Below are 15,456 nucleotides of genomic sequence, written 5' to 3'. Positions count from 1 at the left end.
CGCCTCGCGTAGTCCTCGAACGAGGCCGCCTCGCGGCCGAGCACCTGCCGGACCCCGTCGACGGGCTCGGCCACGTGGCCGGCGCGCATGTAGGCGAACATGGCCAGGACCCCGTCGGCGTCCTCCTCGCCCCAGCCCTCCGTCACGAGCTGCGCCCGGTACGCCTCCGGCGTCACCTCCTCGTACCGGATGGAGCGCCCCGAGGTCCGCGCGATGATCTCGACCGCCTCCTCGAAGGTCAGCCCGCGCGGCCCCGACAGCTCATAGGTACGCCCGGAGTGCCCGTCGCCGGTCAGCACGGCGGCGGCCACCTCGGCGATGTCCTCCACGTCGACGAACGGCTCCGGCGTGCGCCCGAGAGGCAGCGTGAGCAGCCCGGACGTCACCCCGTCGCGCCACACGAACTCGTCGAAGTTCTGGTTGAAGTTGTTGGCACGCAGCACCGTCCACTCCGCGCCGGAGTCCCGCGCCGCCTGCTCGGCGTCCAGCATGCTCCGGGAGAAGGCCGCGTCGAGCTTGTCGGCGCCACGCCCCGACAGCACCACGTACTTCCTGACGTCCGCCGCCCGCGCCACGAACTCGTGGACCGGGCCGGGGCTGTCGGGGGCCACCAGGTAGACGGCGTGGGCCCCGCGCAGCGTCTCGTCCCACGTGCCGGGGTCGGACCAGTCGAACCGGACCTGGCTGGAGCGGGAGGCCGGCCGTACCTTCTCGCCCGCCGCCCGCAACCGCCGCACCAACCGGCGGCCGGTCTTGCCGCTCGCGCCCAGAATCAGAATCTCACTCATGGGTCCAGCCAACCGGTGACGGCCTGGCCGGGACATGGGTGAGCGTACGGGGGAGTTGTCCGATCGTCCGGATATCGTGGCACGGTGGACCCGCTGGATGATCTGCTCAGAGGTGTGCGCGGCCAGGGAGCCGTCTTCGACGCGTCGGTGCTGTCGCCGCCCTACTCGGTGCGGATCGGCACGGGCGCGCCGCTGACGCTCTGCTGCCCGCTGCGCGGCGAGGGCTGGCTGGTCAGGGGCGAGCAGGCCCATCGGGTACGCGCCGGAGAGGCGGCCGTCGTGACCGGCCCCGAGCCGTTCGTGTTCGCCGACAGCCCGGAGCCCGGCCCGGCCGGCGACGCGGGGCCCGGCGACCGGACCGTGCTGCTGACCGGCTCCTACGAGATCGGCGGCGAGGTCGCGCGCCGCCTGGTCCGGGTGCTGCCGCCGATGCTGGTGGTCTCCGACGAGCACGGCTGCTCCACCATGGCCGAGTACCTGGAGTTTCAGCTCCTGAGCGGGCGCCCCGGCCACCAGCTCGTGCTGGACCGGCTGCTCGACTGGCTGCTGGTGTGCACGCTGCGCGAGTGGTTCGCCCGGCCGGAGGCGGTCGTGCCCGGCTGGTACGCGGCGCTCGGCGACGACGTGGTCGGACCCGCGCTGCGCGCCATCCACGGCTCGCCCGCCGAGCCCTGGACCCTCGCCTCCCTGGCGGAGGCGGCGTCGGTCTCCCGTACCACGCTGGCGAAACGGTTCACGGAGCTGGTGGGGGAGCCGCCGCTGGCGTACCTGACGAGCTGGCGGATGGCGCTGGCCGCCGACATGCTCACCGAACCCGCCGCGACCGTCGCCTCGGTGGCCCGCAAGGTGGGCTACGCCGACGCGTTCGGCTTCAGCACGGCCTTCAAACGGGTCCTCGGCAAGAGCCCCACCGCCTACCGCACCGCCGCCACCGGCTAGCGAGCGTGTGATTCGCGTAGATTGGGGCGGTGATCGACTGGGTGCGGAGCCGGCCGTGGCTCGGTGATCTCGTCCTCGTGGCGGTGGTCCTGGCGGCCGAGCTGCGCGGGGTGGGCACCGTCAAGAGCCTGCTGATCACGCTGGCCTGCGCCGGGCTCGTCGGGCTGGGCAGGCGGCACCCGGTTCCCGTGGTCGCGCTCGTGGGCGTGCTCTACCTGCTGGGGACCATGCCGCCCGGCTACGACACCCCGGGCAGCGCCATGATCATCGCTCTGTTCCTGGCGGGCCGCCACGCGCCCGCCCGCGCCGCGGCCACCGTGGCGCTCGGCGCGGCGGCCGTCTCAGGAACGCTCAGCGCGGACGCGCTGGTGGGCCACCCGCCGACCGGTGTGACGATGACGCTGTTCCCGATGCTCCCGGTCACGGCCGGGCACGTCGTCGGACTGCGCGCGGAGATGGCCCGCCGCGGCAGGGAGCAGGCCGCCGAGCGCGCCGTGCGCGAGGAACGCCGCCGCATCGCCCGCGAACTGCACGACGTCATCGCCCACCACGTCAGCGTGGTGAGCCTGTACATGGGCGCGGCCAGGCGGCTGATCCCCACCGACGGCGAACGCGCCAAGCAGGCCCTGCTCACCGGCGAGGACACCGCCAGGCAGGCGATGACGGAGATGCGCCATCTGCTGGAGGTGCTGCGCACCGACGGCGAGAAGGCCGAGGGCCTCGCGGGCGTCGGCGCCGCCGGTCTGCCCGCGCTGGTCGGGGAGTCGGGCAACGCCGCCCTGGAGGTCACCGGCGAGGTGGTCACGCTGCCCGCGCCCGTGGACCACGCGGTCTACCGCGTCGTCCAGGAGGCGCTGACCAACACCCGCAAGCACGCCGCCGGCGCCGCCTCCCGCGTACGGCTGGCGTACCTGCCCGGCCGGATCGAGGTCGAGGTGAGCGACGACGGCAGGGGCGCGTCCGGCGGCTCCGGCCTGGGACTCGGCCTGGCGGGCATGGCCGAGCGCGTCTCGCTGGTCGGGGGCGAGCTCAAGGCGGGCCCCGCACCGGCCGGAGGCTTCCTCGTGCGCGCCCGCATCCCCCTTCCGGAGCGGACATGATCAGAGTGCTGGTCGTCGACGACCAGGTCCTGGTCCGCGCGGGACTGCGCCTGCTGCTGGAGACCGGCGCTGGCCTGGTGACGATCGGCGAGGCGGGCGACGGTCTGGAGGCCGTGCGGCGCAGCCACGAACTGCGCCCGGACGTGGTCCTGATGGACCTGCACATGCCCGGCATGGACGGCGTCGCGGCCACCGAGCGCATCGTCGCCGAACTCCCCGGGACGAAGGTGCTCGCGCTGAGCACCTTCGACCTGGAGGAACACGTGGTGGCCGCGCTGCGCGCGGGCGCGTCGGGCTTCCTGCCCAAGGACGCCTCGCCGGAGGAGCTGATCGAGGGCATCAGGATCGTGCACAGGGGCGAGGCGGCGGTCGCGCCCCGGCTGCTGATCGGGCTGATCGGCAGCTTCGTCCGCCCCGCCCGCCGCCGCGCGCCCGAGGTGCCGTCCGAGCTGTCCGCGCTGACCGAGCGCGAGCGGCGGGTACTCGAACTCATCGCGCACGGCCTGTCCAACGGGCAGATCGCGCAGGAGACGAACCTGTCGCTGTCGACGGTGAAGAACCGGGTGAGCGAGCTGTTCGCCAAGCTCGGCGTCCGCGACCGCGCGCAGGCGGTGATCGCCGCCTACGAGGCCGGGCTGGTGCGGCCGGGAGAGGACCGCTGAACTCCCGCCGCGACCCGCTCGGGCGTCGGCTCCGTCAGGACGTCCACCAGCCGTCCGTCGCTGAGGAACAGCACCCGGTCGGCGTGCGCGGCGGCGGCCGGGTCGTGGGTGACCAGGACGACCGTCTGGCCCAGCGCGTCGACGACCTGCCGGAGCATGGCCAGGATCTCCTGCCCCGAGGCGGTGTCGAGGTTGCCCGTCGGTTCGTCGGCGAAGACGACCTCGGGCCCGGCGGCCAGCGCGCGGCAGATGGCCACCCGCTGCTGCTGGCCGCCGGACAGCTCGTGCGGGCGCCTGTGTACGTGCTCGGCGATGCCGGTCCTGCCCACCAGCTCCCGCACCCAGTCCGGGTCGGGCCGCCGCCCCGCCAGGCGCAGCGGCAGCTCGATGTTCTCCAGCGCGGTCAGCGCCGGGAGCAGGTTGAACGACTGGAAGACGAAGCCGACCCGCTCGCGCCGCATGGAGGCGAGCTCGCGCTCCTTCAGCCCGGTGAGGTCGGCGCCGCCCACGCGCACGCTGCCCGACGTGGGGTGGACGAGCCCCGCCGCGCACTGCAGCAGCGTCGTCTTGCCCGACCCCGACTGGCCCATGACCGCGGTGAACGACCCCCGGGCGAAGCCGTAACTGATGTTGTGGAGCGCGGTGACGGCCGAGGCCCCCGAGCCGTAGATCTTCCCGAGCCCGTCGAGAACGACCGCGGGCTCACGCGTGATGTTCATCTCCGTCTACCTCTCGTTCTTCATGACCGCACGGACGACCAGGACCGAACCCGCCGACGCCCCCAGCAGGGCGCCGCCCGCCAGCGGGGCGAGCCACGCGAAGGGGATGAAGGACCCCAGCGAGGCGAGCCCGCCGGCGCTCACCGCGTGCACGAGCGCCAGGGCGGCGACCGCGGCCAGCGACAACACCACCACGGGCAGCACGGTGAGCGTGCTCTCCCACCCGGCCATCGCCATCACCTGGCGCCGGCGCATCCCCAGCCGCCGCATGGCCCCGAACTCCCGCCTGCGGTCCACGACCCCCAGGCACAGGCTGTTGACCGCCGCCACCAGGCAGAAGACCCCGATGAGCATCGCGACGTAGGGCATGACGCGGTTGCGCTCGGCGCTTTCCAGCGCCTTGCTCTCCACGTACTCCCGCCGGTCGTGGGAGACGACCGCCGCGGAGGAGACCTCCCGTCCGAGCGGCCCACGCACAAAGATCGCCGCGTACGGCTGCGCCTGCAGCGGGCCGGCCAAGGGCAGCAGCACCTGCCCGAGCTCGGTGGTGTCGGCGTAGACGGCCGCCACGGTGACGCTCGCCTCGTCCAGAGTGCCCGGCAGCCGGATCCGGATCCGCGACCCGACGCCGGCGCCGTGCTCCGCGGCCAGTCCCTCGCTCATCGCGACCTGCCCGGCCTTCAGGCCGCCGAGCGGCCCGCCCCGCACCGGAAGGCTCAGCACCCGGGTGGGATCGCCGGTGACCAGCGAGGCGGTCATCGCGACCGGCGCCCGCCCCTCGGGAAGGACGGTGATGGGCAGCATCCGGACGCCCACCGCCCCGTCGCCCAGGCCGCGGCGCAGGTCCTCGCCCACGGCGTTCGCGATCGACGAGGGCTTGAGCACGTGGTCCGCGACGACCTCGGCCGTGGCCCGGTGGGCCGCGCGCCAGTCGTAGAAGAACTGCGTGCCGACGATCGCACCGGCGAGCGTGAGGCCCAGCGTGAGCGAGCCGACGGCCCCCGCGAACCGGCGGTGGTTGAAGACCACGTTCGCCGTGGCCAGGAAGGCGCCCGCGCGACCGGCCCGCGCCGCCGCCTCGCGCAGCAGCCGGCCGGTGAGCAGCACGAACCACGGGGCCACCAGCCCCACGCCGGTGACCAGCGCCATCAGGATCGCGAGCTGGGCGATCATCGGCCCCAGCGGCTCCGGCAGCGCGAGCAGGTTCCCGAGCAGGACGACGGTGAGCGCCACGGCCAGCGCGAACATCGCCAGCCCCGTGGCCAGCCGGCCACGGGCCAGCCGGGCGCCTTCGGCCGGGGCTTCGGCCAGCGCGTCGCCGGGGCGGATGCGCATGGCCCGCCGTACCGCCAGCATGCTCGCCACCAGCGCGACGGCCACGCCGAACAGGACCGTCCAGAGCGCGGGCAGTGGCGTGTGGCGCACCTCGAACGCGGCGTTCAGCACGCGGAACTCGCGCAGGCGGCCGGCCACCACCGGCGCGAGCAGCGCGCCCAGCGGCACCGCCACCGCGCCCGCGGCCAGGGCGAGCAGGACCGCCTCCGCGACCAGCATCGCCCGCAACTGCCCGGGACGCGCGCCGACCGCCCGCAGCACCGCCAGTTCCCCGCCCCTGCGCCGCAGCGACAGCCCCATGACCGCCGACACCATGCCGACCGCGACCAGCCCGGTCATGTACACCAGGAACCACAGGGTGTTGAACCCCGCGCCGGAGCTCGTGACGACGTTGCCCTCGGCCAGGCCGCGGGCGTCGCCGGTGAAGACCCGCAGCGGAAGCGTGGTTTGCCGGTTGTACGGCTCCAGCACCCGGCCGATCGCCCGCCCCAGCCGCTCCGGATCGACGCCGACAGCCGGGAAGACGCCGATGGCGTCGACGCCGCCACGTCGCCCGGCCAGTTCGGCGGCGTGATCGTCGGTGAAGAACAACGCCGACTGGTGGCGCCAGGCCCCCGCGGCCACCGCCACCCCCACCACCTCGTACGGCCGGAAGACCCCGGACACCGCCACCTCGACCCGCCCGCCCACGGCGACCCCCGCCGCCCCGGCCAGCCGCGCGTCCATCACCACCTCGCCCGGCGCGCCCGGCGGCCGGCCCCGCTCGATCCGGAACGGCGTCAGCGCGGCGCTGCCCCACCCGTGCCCGGCCGGGCTCGGGTACTGGTCGCCCGGGACGCTCACCGTCGTCCCGCGCACCGACAGCGGCGCGATGAACGTGAGGTCAGGCACGGTCCGCGCCACCTCGGGCAGCGCGCCGAGCGCGCGCACCAGGCCGGGCGGCAGCGCCCCCGCGACGCCGCCGGCGCCGACCACGAGCGGGACCCCGGCGTAGCGCTCGACCACGGGCCGTTGCCGCTCGGCCGAGTCGACCACGAACCACATCGCGCCGACCACGGTGGCGGCCAGGATGAGCGTGATCAGCGCGCCCAGCACGCTGCCCGGATGCCGCCGTACCGTCCGCCATGCCAGCCACAGCAAGAGAACCTCCCTGGAAAGTCGTCCCTTCCAGGCTCCCGGCGGCGGTGGCGCGCGGCCTCCGCATCCAGGCGGATCTTCGGCCGGTACCCGGGTACTCCGGCGAGGAGTACCCGGGTACCCCGTTGCGTGAGCCGCGCGGCGGAGTGTCGAATGAGATCACATCTGGGCGACCCCCTGGGAGAGGCAATGAGGCCGTTGGCCGCCGTGCTGGTAGTGGTCCTCGTCGCCGCGGGCTGCGCGTCACCGAGACGGGACAAGATCACGGTCGCGTGCGGGGCGAGCGAGCGGTGGTGCGCGATGATGGTCAAGCGGTTCGCCGACGCCACCGGCGTGGAGGCCGACTACGTGCGGCTGTCCAGCGGGGAGGCGCTGGAACGGATCAAGGGGGCCAGGGAGCGCCAGGAGTTCGACGTCTGGCACGGCGGCCCGGCCGACGCCTACGTGGCGGCCAAGGGGCAGGGGCTGCTGGAGCCGTACCGGTCGGAGGTGTCCGGGGAGATCCGGCCGGGCTGGGCCGACCGCGACGGCGCCTGGAGCGGGATCTACGCCGGGGTGCTGTCCTTCTGCAACAACACCAAGAAGCTGGCCGAGCGCGGCATGAAGCCGATCCGCTCCTGGAGCGAACTGCTGGACAAGAGGCTGCGCGGCGGCGTCGCCATCGCCCATCCGGCCACCTCGGGCACCGCCTACACCGCGCTGTGGACCCAGGCCGAGCTGAACGGCCGCGACACCGGCGCGGCGCTCGGCTACATGCGCGGCCTCCACCAGAACGTGCCGCGGTACAACACCTCCGGCAGCGACGCCGCCGTGCAGGCGGCCAAGGGGGAGGCGGCGGTCGGCGTCGTGTTCTCCCACGACTGCGTCGCCGCCCAGGAACAGGGCTATCCGGACCTGGAGGTGACCTTCCCCCGGGAAGGCACCGGCTACGAGCTCGGCGGGCTGGCCGTCCTGGCCGGGGCGCACAATCCGGACAGCGCGCGCACGTACGTCGACTGGGCGCTGAGCGGGGCCTCCCAGCGGCTCGGGCCGCTGGTGAAGTTCTACGCCCTGCCCACCAACACGCGGGTGCCGCCGCACTCCAAGGCGGCCGACCCGGCGACGGTCAAGCTGGTCCCCTACGACGTGGAGGCCGCCGGGCGGGCCAAGCAGGAACTCGTCGCCAGGTTCGGCGCCGAGGTCGCCGCTCCGCCCGCCTAGGAGCAGCCCTCGAACTGCGGCACCGAGACCACCGACAGGTCGATGCCCGACTTGCCGAACCACTTGTCCAGCAGCATGTGCGCGGTGCCGTCCTGGTACATGCGGGTGATGGCCCGGTTGAGCTCCTCGCAGCCGTCGACGTCGCCCTTGCGCACCCCGATGGAGGTGCGCTGCTCGTTGAACGTCGCGCCGACCAGGTGCAGGTCGACGCCGGGTTTGGTGAGCAGCCCGGCGAGGATCTGGCTGTTGGTGGAGATGGCGTCGATCCGGCCGTCCTTGATCATGTCGAGGCAGACGTTGTAGTCGGGCGCCTCGATCGGCTTCGCCTCGACGCGGCGTTCGTCCACGATCCGCTGGGCGATGTTCGTGCCTTTCACCAAGCAGATCTTGCGGTCTTTGAGGTCGCGGACGTCGCGGATGACGCCCTTGTCGGCGGGCCGTACCGCGATGTCCTGGAAGTCGACGTGGTACGGCCCGGCGAAGTCGATCAGCTTCTTACGCTCCGGCGTGACCGACATGTGGGCGAAGACCAGGTCGGCCCGCCCGTCGGTGAGCACGGTGATCTGGTCGCCGGCCTTGATCTCCAGCCAGCGGATCCGCTTGCCCAGCCGGGTGACGAGGTCCTGGGCCACGTCGATGTTGAAGCCCTGGTAGGCGCCGTCCTGCCCCTTGAAGCTGATCAGCGGCACGTCGGAGCGGATGGCGACGATCAGCTCGTCCTTGTCCACGAAGGACTCCGGCCGGGCGGTGCCGCAGGCGGTGAGCGTCAGGATGAGGCAGATCAGCAGTCTTCTCACCGGTACTCCCTCAGCCGGGGCCGGATGCCGGCCAGGATGAACAGGGCGCTGGCGGCCAGCCCCGCCGGGATCCACCGCCACAGCGTCTCCAGAGCGCCGTCGCCGCTGTCGATGGCTCGCTCGAAGTCCGACTCGTGCCGCCGGACCAGTTCCTCCAGCACCTGGTCGTAGCCCTCGTAGGCCTGGGTGAGCTCGCCGTCCCAGAACTTGATCGCCGCCTCGCCCGACATGGTGCGCATCCGCGCGTCGGCCCGCTGGAAGCGCTGGTAGACGGCGAAGAGCCGGTCGCGGTCGCGCCCGGCCAGGCCGCCGAGCACCCCCTGGAAGTCCCGGTGCAGCTTGCTCTGGTAGTCGGGCAGGCTGGTCGACTCGACCGCGACGATCGTGCGGGCCTTGTCCAGGAAGGTGTGCTCGTAGGTGTCCTTGCGGAAGCGGTCGAGCAGGTAGCGGCTCTGGTCGCCGTGCATGCTCTTGCTGATCGCCCGCGTCCTGGTCAGGGTCAGCACCGCGTCGAACCCGCGGGCCTTGGCCTCCTCCAGCGCCCGCCCCTGCTGGTTGAGCAGGGCCAGGCCGCTCACCAGCCCGGCCGCGGTGAGCACGGTGGCCACCACCAGCGCCGGGGCGAAGACCCGCCGGAACCTGCGCGTCAGGTACGCCTGCAACGCCAGCAGGCAGCCCAGCGCGAGCAGCCCGGTCACGATGACCGCGGTGCGGGCCAGCGAGGTGGCCGAGCGCTCGGCGTCGTGCGCGCGCCGCACGATCGTCCCGGTCTCCAGCGTCAGGTTGTAGGCCTGGGGGAGCAGCTCGCGGTGCATGAGGTCGGTGGCCCGCTGGTAGGCGGCGACCACGTTGTCGGGCGGCGCGCCCGCGGTGTGCCCGGACTGGGTGTCGAGCAGGCGGGCGTGGGCGGCCAGCCGTTCGTAGCGGCCCAGGCCCTCGATCAGCGACTCGACCGTGCGCTGCTCGGCGGGGTTGTCCAGGGCGAGCCGGTAGGCCTTGAGCAGGCTCTCGGAGATCTCCAGCCGCCGCTGGTCGTAGCCGGTCAGGTCGGCCTGCTGCTGCGGGCCGTACTCTCTGCCGAGCAGCAGGGCCTCGGCCACCAGCGCGTCCATCTCCGACATCTGCCGGTACAGGCCCGTGGTGGCCAGCACCTGGGGGCCGGCGTCGTGCCCGATGGTACGCAGGCCCGTGCCGGTGCTCGCCGCCCCGGCCACGAACGCGCCCAGCAGCAGCGCCAGCGCCAGCAGGGCCAGCCCGGACAGCAGCCGCACCCGCCCGGAGACCGATCTCTCGCGCCTGGCCGGGGGCGCCGCCGTCACCGTCACCGTCATGGGCCGCTCCGGCGTGTGCGCACCGCGCCTCCCGACATCGACTTGTGCTCCAAGATCGAGCATGACCGCGAGCGCGACGGCTCCGCAAGAGGCTGGGTACAACCTCAGGAACGACGATCATCGACTCGAGATGGGGGCCGTGTATGCCGGATCGCCTCAGCGTCATCGAAAGGGAGTTACGCGCGCACCCGAAGGTGGCCGACTGCGCCGTCGTCAGGGACGGCACGACGCTGATCGCGTACGTCGTCGCGCCCGGCGGCACGCGGGGACAGGAGCTCGCCTCGTTCCTGCGCGGGCGGCTGCCGGAGCGGCAGGTGCCCGACCTGGTCGCCGTGGTGCCCGTGTTGCCGCGCACGCCGGACGGCGCGATCGAGCACGGGAGCCTGCCGCTGCCCGTGCGGGCCGGGCCGGCGAGGAGCGGGGGCGGGAAGGCGGGCGGGTGGGGCGGTGAGGCCGCAAGCATGGTGCCCGTCCGGGTGCTGGTCGCCGTGGCGGCGGGGATGGCGGCGTTCGGGCTGACGGACGTGCTCTGGCCGTACTCGACGGATCTGACCGGTGTGCCCCAGCCGTGGGCCGGGTTCTTCCGCGGGCTGTACGCCGCCGAGTACGTGTCGTTCGGGCTGGGCGTCATGTTCCTGGTGTCCGGGCGGTCGTTCCTGGCCCGGCTGGGGCGCCCGGCGTGGCTGACGACGCTCGCGCAACTGGCGATCACCTGGCTGCTGGTCGCGTGGTGGCCGCAGGACAACTTCTACCGGCTCGCCGCCAAGACGGACTGGCCGCGCCAGGCCGCCTTGGTCTACGGGTTCAACGTCACCCTCATGATCGCCGCGGCCGTGGTCGTCCTCTTCGTGGCCGTGCCGAGGCGGTGAAGATGGCGCCGAGCGCCTCGTTCGCGCCGCGCAGCGCGGCCTCCGCCTCGTCCAGGGCGCGGGCCGTGCGCGCGGCGATCGCCACTCCGAGGTACGGCTCCGCCTCAGCCGCCGCCGTCGGCACCGTGACCAGCAGCGTCGCGCCGAGCCCCCGGCACTCCTCCGCCGCCCGCGCCACATGGGCGCGCAGCGCGGCCGGGGGCAGGCGGGCGCCGAGCGGCAGGCAGTCCAGGGTGCGCACGAAGTGGCGGCCGCCGTGGAGCCGGTCCAGCCGGGCCTGGACGCAGAACGCCGCCGCCGGGCCGGTGAGCCGCAGGTTGATCTCGGTCGGGGCCAGGCGGCCGGTCGGGCCGGTGACGTAGTCCACGTCGAACCACCCCCGGTACCCGTGCGCGGCCAGCGCCCCGCCCACCGCGCCGCCGAACCGCACGGCCGTCTCTTCGAGCGCCGCGGGCAGCACGCCGGGGCCGACGGTGACCCCCTGGTAGCGGGTGCCGTCCATCACCATCGCGCCCGCCCCGACCGGGTGCACCCGGCCGGTGTCGTCGATGACGGCGTCGAAGGTCGGGGCGCGGAACGGGCCCGAGCCGTCCACGTACTCCTCCACCAGCCCGCCCTCGCGCGCCCATCGCCGCGCCAGTGCGCCGATCCGCGGCGTGGCGCCGGTCACGACCAGCGTGCCTGACCCGCCGACGCCGTACTCCGTCTTCAGCACCAGCGGTTCTCCCCGGGCCAGCTCGCGCAGCAGCTCCCGCCGTGAACCGACCGGCCGCTGCCGCGGGATGAGGATGCCCGGATGCCCGGGGGCCAGCGCCCGGAACAGCTCGTGCGCGCCGCGCTTGGACTCGAACCTCGCGACGGCCTGGAGGACGCCGCCCGCCGACGGGACGATCCGTTCGAACTCCGCGCTTCGCCCCCAGGGCAGCACCCGCCCCCGGCCGAGGCACTCCCTGAGGTCCGGGCTCGATGCGATCGCCGCCGACACCCCGCCGTCCGCGGCGACGCCGCCGTGGACCTCCACCTCGCCCCAGCCGAGCACGTCCGCCAGATCCCGGATCCAGGCTTCGTCCACCGGCTCCGGCAGGATCACGACCGCGGGATGCGGGCTCGCGAACACCGCGAGGCAGGAGTAATGGTCACCTCCGGCCGGGATGGGGCTGAACGTCCGGTTGAACTCGGCGACATTGCCGACGTGCACGGCCGGCCGCCCGCCGGTCCACGCGTTCACCCACGCCGGTTCCGGTCCCGGCGGCCAGGCGACCAGCAGCGGCAGCGCGCCCGAGTAGCCGTGCCGCCGCGCGCCCATCGCCAGGTAGAAGCCCTCGGCGTGCGGGTCGGCGGCGATCGACAGCCGGGTGAACCCGATCCGCCCCGCCTCTTCGAGCACCCGCCGGTAGAGGAGCCTGCCCACGCCCTGGCCGATCGCCTCCGGCTCCACGAACAGCATGCCCAGCTCGCCGTCCGGCTGGTCGCCGTCGAGGGTGGCGAACCCCACCACGCCGCCGTCCCGCTCGGCGACCACGGTCCTGCGGGCGACGACGTCGCGCAGCCGTAACTCCTCCCGGCAGGCTTCCAGGAACGCCTCGTCATACCCCCAGGACGCCTTGGACCGCATCGCCAGCCCGCTCAGCGGCCCGGCCTCGTCCGGCCGTGCCGCCCTCAGCCGCACCCGTCCGCTCACCCCGCATTCATATCAAGGTCGGTACGGCCCCGCCCTCGGCGTGCTCGACCGAGACGCCCGCCAGATCTCTTGCCCACCGGCCGGTGATTTCGCCCAGCCGTCCGGCCGGCGGGGGAGTGCGGCCCAGGCCGATCGCGTAGCGGGTGCGCCGCGGGCCGCTCTCGAACGGGCGCGGCCAGGCATGCGCGTCCGCCGCCCCCGCCTCGGCCAGGGCGGCCAGCAGGTCCAGCATGCGGCCCCTGACGCGGCCGAGTTCCTCCGGCGAGCCGACGGTCACCACCGCCCAGGCCTTGTGCCTGCGGTGCAGCGGCGGCGCGGACAGGAGTTCGGCGCTCCGGCCGCTGTCCGTGAGCTCCCAGGCCAGGTAGAGCTCCTGGGTGAGCAGGTCCAGGCCGCCGGGGCCGACCTGGCGGGCGCAGTTGCGTACCGGGTCGCTGGGGGTCAGCACCGTGACGGGGGCCGCTTCCCCGGCGGTCGCGGTGGGGTCGAGGGCGATCGGGTCGCGCCAGTCCCAGGCGGCCCAGGTGCTGAAGAACCGGTTCAGCGGGTCGTCCCCGGGCTCGCTCGCGCGTACGGTGCGTGCGGCCATGACCGCCCAGGCCAGGCCGGGCAGGCCGCCGAACGGGGCGGAGTCCAGGCCACGCGCCCGTGCCCACGCCTTGACCTGCCTGGCCAGGCGGGTGAAGCGGGCATGCCCGTCACCGGTGGTGCGGAGGGCCTGTGCGTCGGTGACGGCGCTGAGCGCGATCGCCGCCTGCTCGCCCAGCTCGGCCCGGCGGGCGAGCGCCTGGTCCGGCGGGACGGCACCGGCGGGCACCACGGTCAGGTCCACGTCGAGTCCGCCGGTGTGGAAGCGCAGGCCGGGCACCCGGGCGCCGATCACCTGGCGCAGCCGGGCCGCCTCGGGCAGCGCGGCGCGTACCAGGGACTCGGCGTCGGCCGCGCCGGGCAGCACCGCCACCAGGTCCAGGTCCGCGCCGGGCAGCTCACAGCCCATGCGCCGGGAGCCGGTGACGTGCACGACCCCCGGCTCCAGTGCCTCCTCCAGCCGCCGCACCACCTGCCCGGCCACCGCGTCCAGGTCGCGACGATCAGAGCCACCCGCCGCCTTGTCACCCCGGCCGATCGCCCGGTCAGGCCGAGACTCCCCGGTTGCTCGGTCGGGCCGCTTCGGCTCCGCGGCCCGCCGGCTGGGCCCGTCGGCCAGTTGGCCGGGGAGCTCTGGCGCGGCGGTCGTCCGGGGTGCGGGGGAGGGCGGGTCGGGGAGCCAGTGGATCTCGCCGGTGCCCAGGGTGATCCGGGCGCGGGGGCGCATGGGCTCCTCGCCGCGGCGCGACAGCAGTACCAGCTCGCCGACCCGCGCCGTCATCGCGGCGAGGCGGATCGTGGCGTCGGTGCGGCCGAGCGTCAGGTGCGGGGTGAAGCCCTCGCGGCGGCCCTCGCAGCGCGGGAAACGTCGTTCGAGTGAACGGCGCAGCCCGGCCCAGGGCGCGGAGCTGGCGGCGGCGGGGTCGAGCCAGGAGGTCGTGTGGGTGCGGTGACGGAACGTGCGCACCCCTTCCAGCCGGGCGGTGAACGGCTCCGCCTCGGCGGCCGCCGCGGCCACCAACGGCGCCGCCGCCTCGAACTCCGACTCCGGCACGAACCCGAAAAGCAGGTTGACATGCGGCGGCCAGCGGTCGAGCTGCGGATCGTGCGCGCGCCGGACCTCCTGGATCGGCGGCCACAGCTCGCGCGGCGGTATCCACGCCACCGCCGTACGCGCCGTCGGCGGCACGTCCAGCACCCCGCCGTCCTCGGCGCCGGAGACGTCGAGGACCGCCTCGACCCCGTAGTGGTCGGAGACGTACAGCCCGCCGGGGTCTGGCGTGTCGCCGCGCAGGGCCGCCGAGACGACCCGGGGGCGTCCGCGGAGCAGAACCCGGTCCAGGCGCGCCGCCCGGCCGGACCGGGAGGAGAGCGCGGCCAGCGGGTTGACGCCGGGGTCGAAGGTGGGGGTCTCGTCGGCTCCGTGCGCCTCGGTCCAGGCGTCGCGCAGGCCGAGCGCGGACTCCGGGGTGCCGGTGCCGTCGTTGAAGTCGCCCATCAGGACCAGGTCACCGTCCAGGCCGGACAGCCCTTCGGCGATCCGGGCCAGCTCGGCGCGCCGCCTGCCCGCGCCGTCGGCGGAATGGTCGCTGGTCAGATGGGTGACGGCGACGACGAGCGGGCCGGCGGTGGTGTCGGCGACGATGGCGGCCACCGACTTGTGCGGGCCGAGCTCGTGGCCGGCCGCCTCGCGTACGGGCAGCCGGCTGAGCAGCAGGAGGCCGTCGTCGACGTCCGGTCCGTGGGGGTCGGTGCCCAGGGTGTAGGCGGCGCGTACCCAGGGGGCGGCCAGCAGCATGGACACCAGCGCCGGCTCGACCTCCTGCAGCGCGAGGACGTCCGCGTCGGCCTGCTCAAGGTCGCGCAGGAGCAGGGCGCGGCGGCGGGCGGTGTCGATGCGGTCGCTGTCGTAGCGGTCCCACAGCGTGTTCCACGTCAGCACCCGCACCACCCCGCCCCCGGACCCCGGCACCCCGCCCCCGGACCCCGGCACCCCGCCCCCGGACCCCGGCACCCCGCCGGCGGGTCCGGTGGCGGGTCCGCCGGTGGGTCTGGTGGCGGGTCGCCATTGCCCCGCCGGGTCCCACGCGTACGGCGTCCGCGCGGTGAAGAACGGCGCGCGCAGGCGGCGCGGGTCGCGCGCCCGGCCCGCCTCGCAGGTGTCGAGGCGGTCCAGGCCCGTGGCCCGGTCCCAGACCAGCTCGCCGTCCGCCTCGACGAACAGCACCCGATGCCAGGGGATCTCGCCGCCCGGCGTGAACGCGGCCAGCGCGACCCGCTTGGGCGCGGCGTCGCGCTGGCCGACGCCCA

General features: G+C 74.5%; 12 protein-coding genes. 5 read left to right on the top strand and 7 right to left on the bottom strand.

What is annotated here, in order from left to right; translation table 11 throughout:
* Positions 1 to 788, bottom strand: a 788-nt coding sequence (locus ACFWYW_RS57910; protein WP_379641437.1) for an NAD(P)H-binding protein, incomplete at its 3' end; no start/stop codon positions are given.
* Positions 789 to 872: 84 nt separating this feature from the next.
* Here ACFWYW_RS57910 and ACFWYW_RS57905 point away from each other — a divergent pair.
* The 3 genes from ACFWYW_RS57905 to ACFWYW_RS57895 are packed head-to-tail and all read left to right on the top strand — an operon-like array spanning position 873 to position 3,489.
* On the top strand, positions 873 to 1,727 hold the full coding sequence (locus ACFWYW_RS57905) for an AraC family transcriptional regulator (protein WP_379626652.1): 855 nt from the start codon (positions 873 to 875) through the stop codon (positions 1,725 to 1,727).
* A 29-nt stretch (positions 1,728 to 1,756) separates the two neighbouring features.
* Positions 1,757 to 2,827: a sensor histidine kinase gene (locus ACFWYW_RS57900; protein ID WP_379626654.1), complete on the top strand. Its 1,071-nt coding sequence runs from the start codon at positions 1,757 to 1,759 to the stop codon at positions 2,825 to 2,827.
* Positions 2,824 to 3,489: a response regulator gene (locus tag ACFWYW_RS57895; protein ID WP_379626656.1), complete on the top strand. Its 666-nt coding sequence runs from the start codon at positions 2,824 to 2,826 to the stop codon at positions 3,487 to 3,489. The genes ACFWYW_RS57900 and ACFWYW_RS57895 overlap by 4 nt, the downstream gene beginning before the upstream one ends.
* Here ACFWYW_RS57895 and ACFWYW_RS57890 read toward each other — a convergent pair.
* Positions 3,450 to 4,208 carry an ABC transporter ATP-binding protein gene (locus ACFWYW_RS57890; protein ID WP_379626658.1) on the bottom strand — a complete coding sequence of 253 codons (759 nt, stop codon included), beginning with the start codon at positions 4,206 to 4,208 and terminating at the stop codon, positions 3,450 to 3,452. The genes ACFWYW_RS57895 and ACFWYW_RS57890 overlap by 40 nt on opposite strands.
* Positions 4,209 to 4,214: 6 nt before the next feature.
* Positions 4,215 to 6,683: an FtsX-like permease family protein gene (locus ACFWYW_RS57885; protein ID WP_379626660.1), complete on the bottom strand. Its 2,469-nt coding sequence runs from the start codon at positions 6,681 to 6,683 to the stop codon at positions 4,215 to 4,217.
* A 186-nt stretch (positions 6,684 to 6,869) separates the two neighbouring features.
* On the opposite strand from ACFWYW_RS57885, the gene ACFWYW_RS57880 reads away from it, so the two are divergent.
* Entirely contained in the window at positions 6,870 to 7,880 is a 1,011-nt protein-coding gene (locus ACFWYW_RS57880; protein ID WP_379626662.1) for an ABC transporter substrate-binding protein, read from the top strand.
* Here the strand turns inward: ACFWYW_RS57880 and ACFWYW_RS57875 are convergent.
* Entirely contained in the window at positions 7,877 to 8,677 is an 801-nt protein-coding gene (locus tag ACFWYW_RS57875) for a substrate-binding periplasmic protein (RefSeq protein ID WP_379626664.1), read from the bottom strand. The two genes, ACFWYW_RS57880 and ACFWYW_RS57875, sit on opposite strands and share 4 nt — an antisense overlap.
* Complete coding sequence (locus tag ACFWYW_RS57870) at positions 8,674 to 10,008, bottom strand: hypothetical protein (protein WP_379626666.1); 1,335 nt, start codon at positions 10,006 to 10,008, stop codon at positions 8,674 to 8,676. Before ACFWYW_RS57870 ends, ACFWYW_RS57875 begins: the two co-directional genes overlap by 4 nt.
* Positions 10,009 to 10,151: 143 nt before the next feature.
* On the opposite strand from ACFWYW_RS57870, the gene ACFWYW_RS57865 reads away from it, so the two are divergent.
* On the top strand, positions 10,152 to 10,877 hold the full coding sequence (locus tag ACFWYW_RS57865; protein WP_379626668.1) for a hypothetical protein: 726 nt from the start codon (positions 10,152 to 10,154) through the stop codon (positions 10,875 to 10,877).
* Here ACFWYW_RS57865 and ACFWYW_RS57860 read toward each other — a convergent pair.
* Positions 10,825 to 12,558 (bottom strand): GNAT family N-acetyltransferase, encoded by a 1,734-nt coding sequence (locus tag ACFWYW_RS57860; RefSeq protein ID WP_379626670.1) that lies wholly within the window; start codon positions 12,556 to 12,558, stop codon positions 10,825 to 10,827. The genes ACFWYW_RS57865 and ACFWYW_RS57860 overlap by 53 nt on opposite strands.
* A gap of 7 nt (positions 12,559 to 12,565) precedes the next feature.
* On the bottom strand, positions 12,566 to 15,456 hold a 2,891-nt coding region (locus ACFWYW_RS57855; protein ID WP_379641436.1), incomplete at its 5' end, for a poly(A) polymerase.

This window comes from Nonomuraea sp. NPDC059023, assembly GCF_042740095.1.
In the GTDB taxonomy this organism is placed as follows: domain Bacteria; phylum Actinomycetota; class Actinomycetes; order Streptosporangiales; family Streptosporangiaceae; genus Nonomuraea.
Note: the sequence above shows the minus strand (reverse complement) of the source record. Positions and strands in the feature narration are given on the sequence as shown.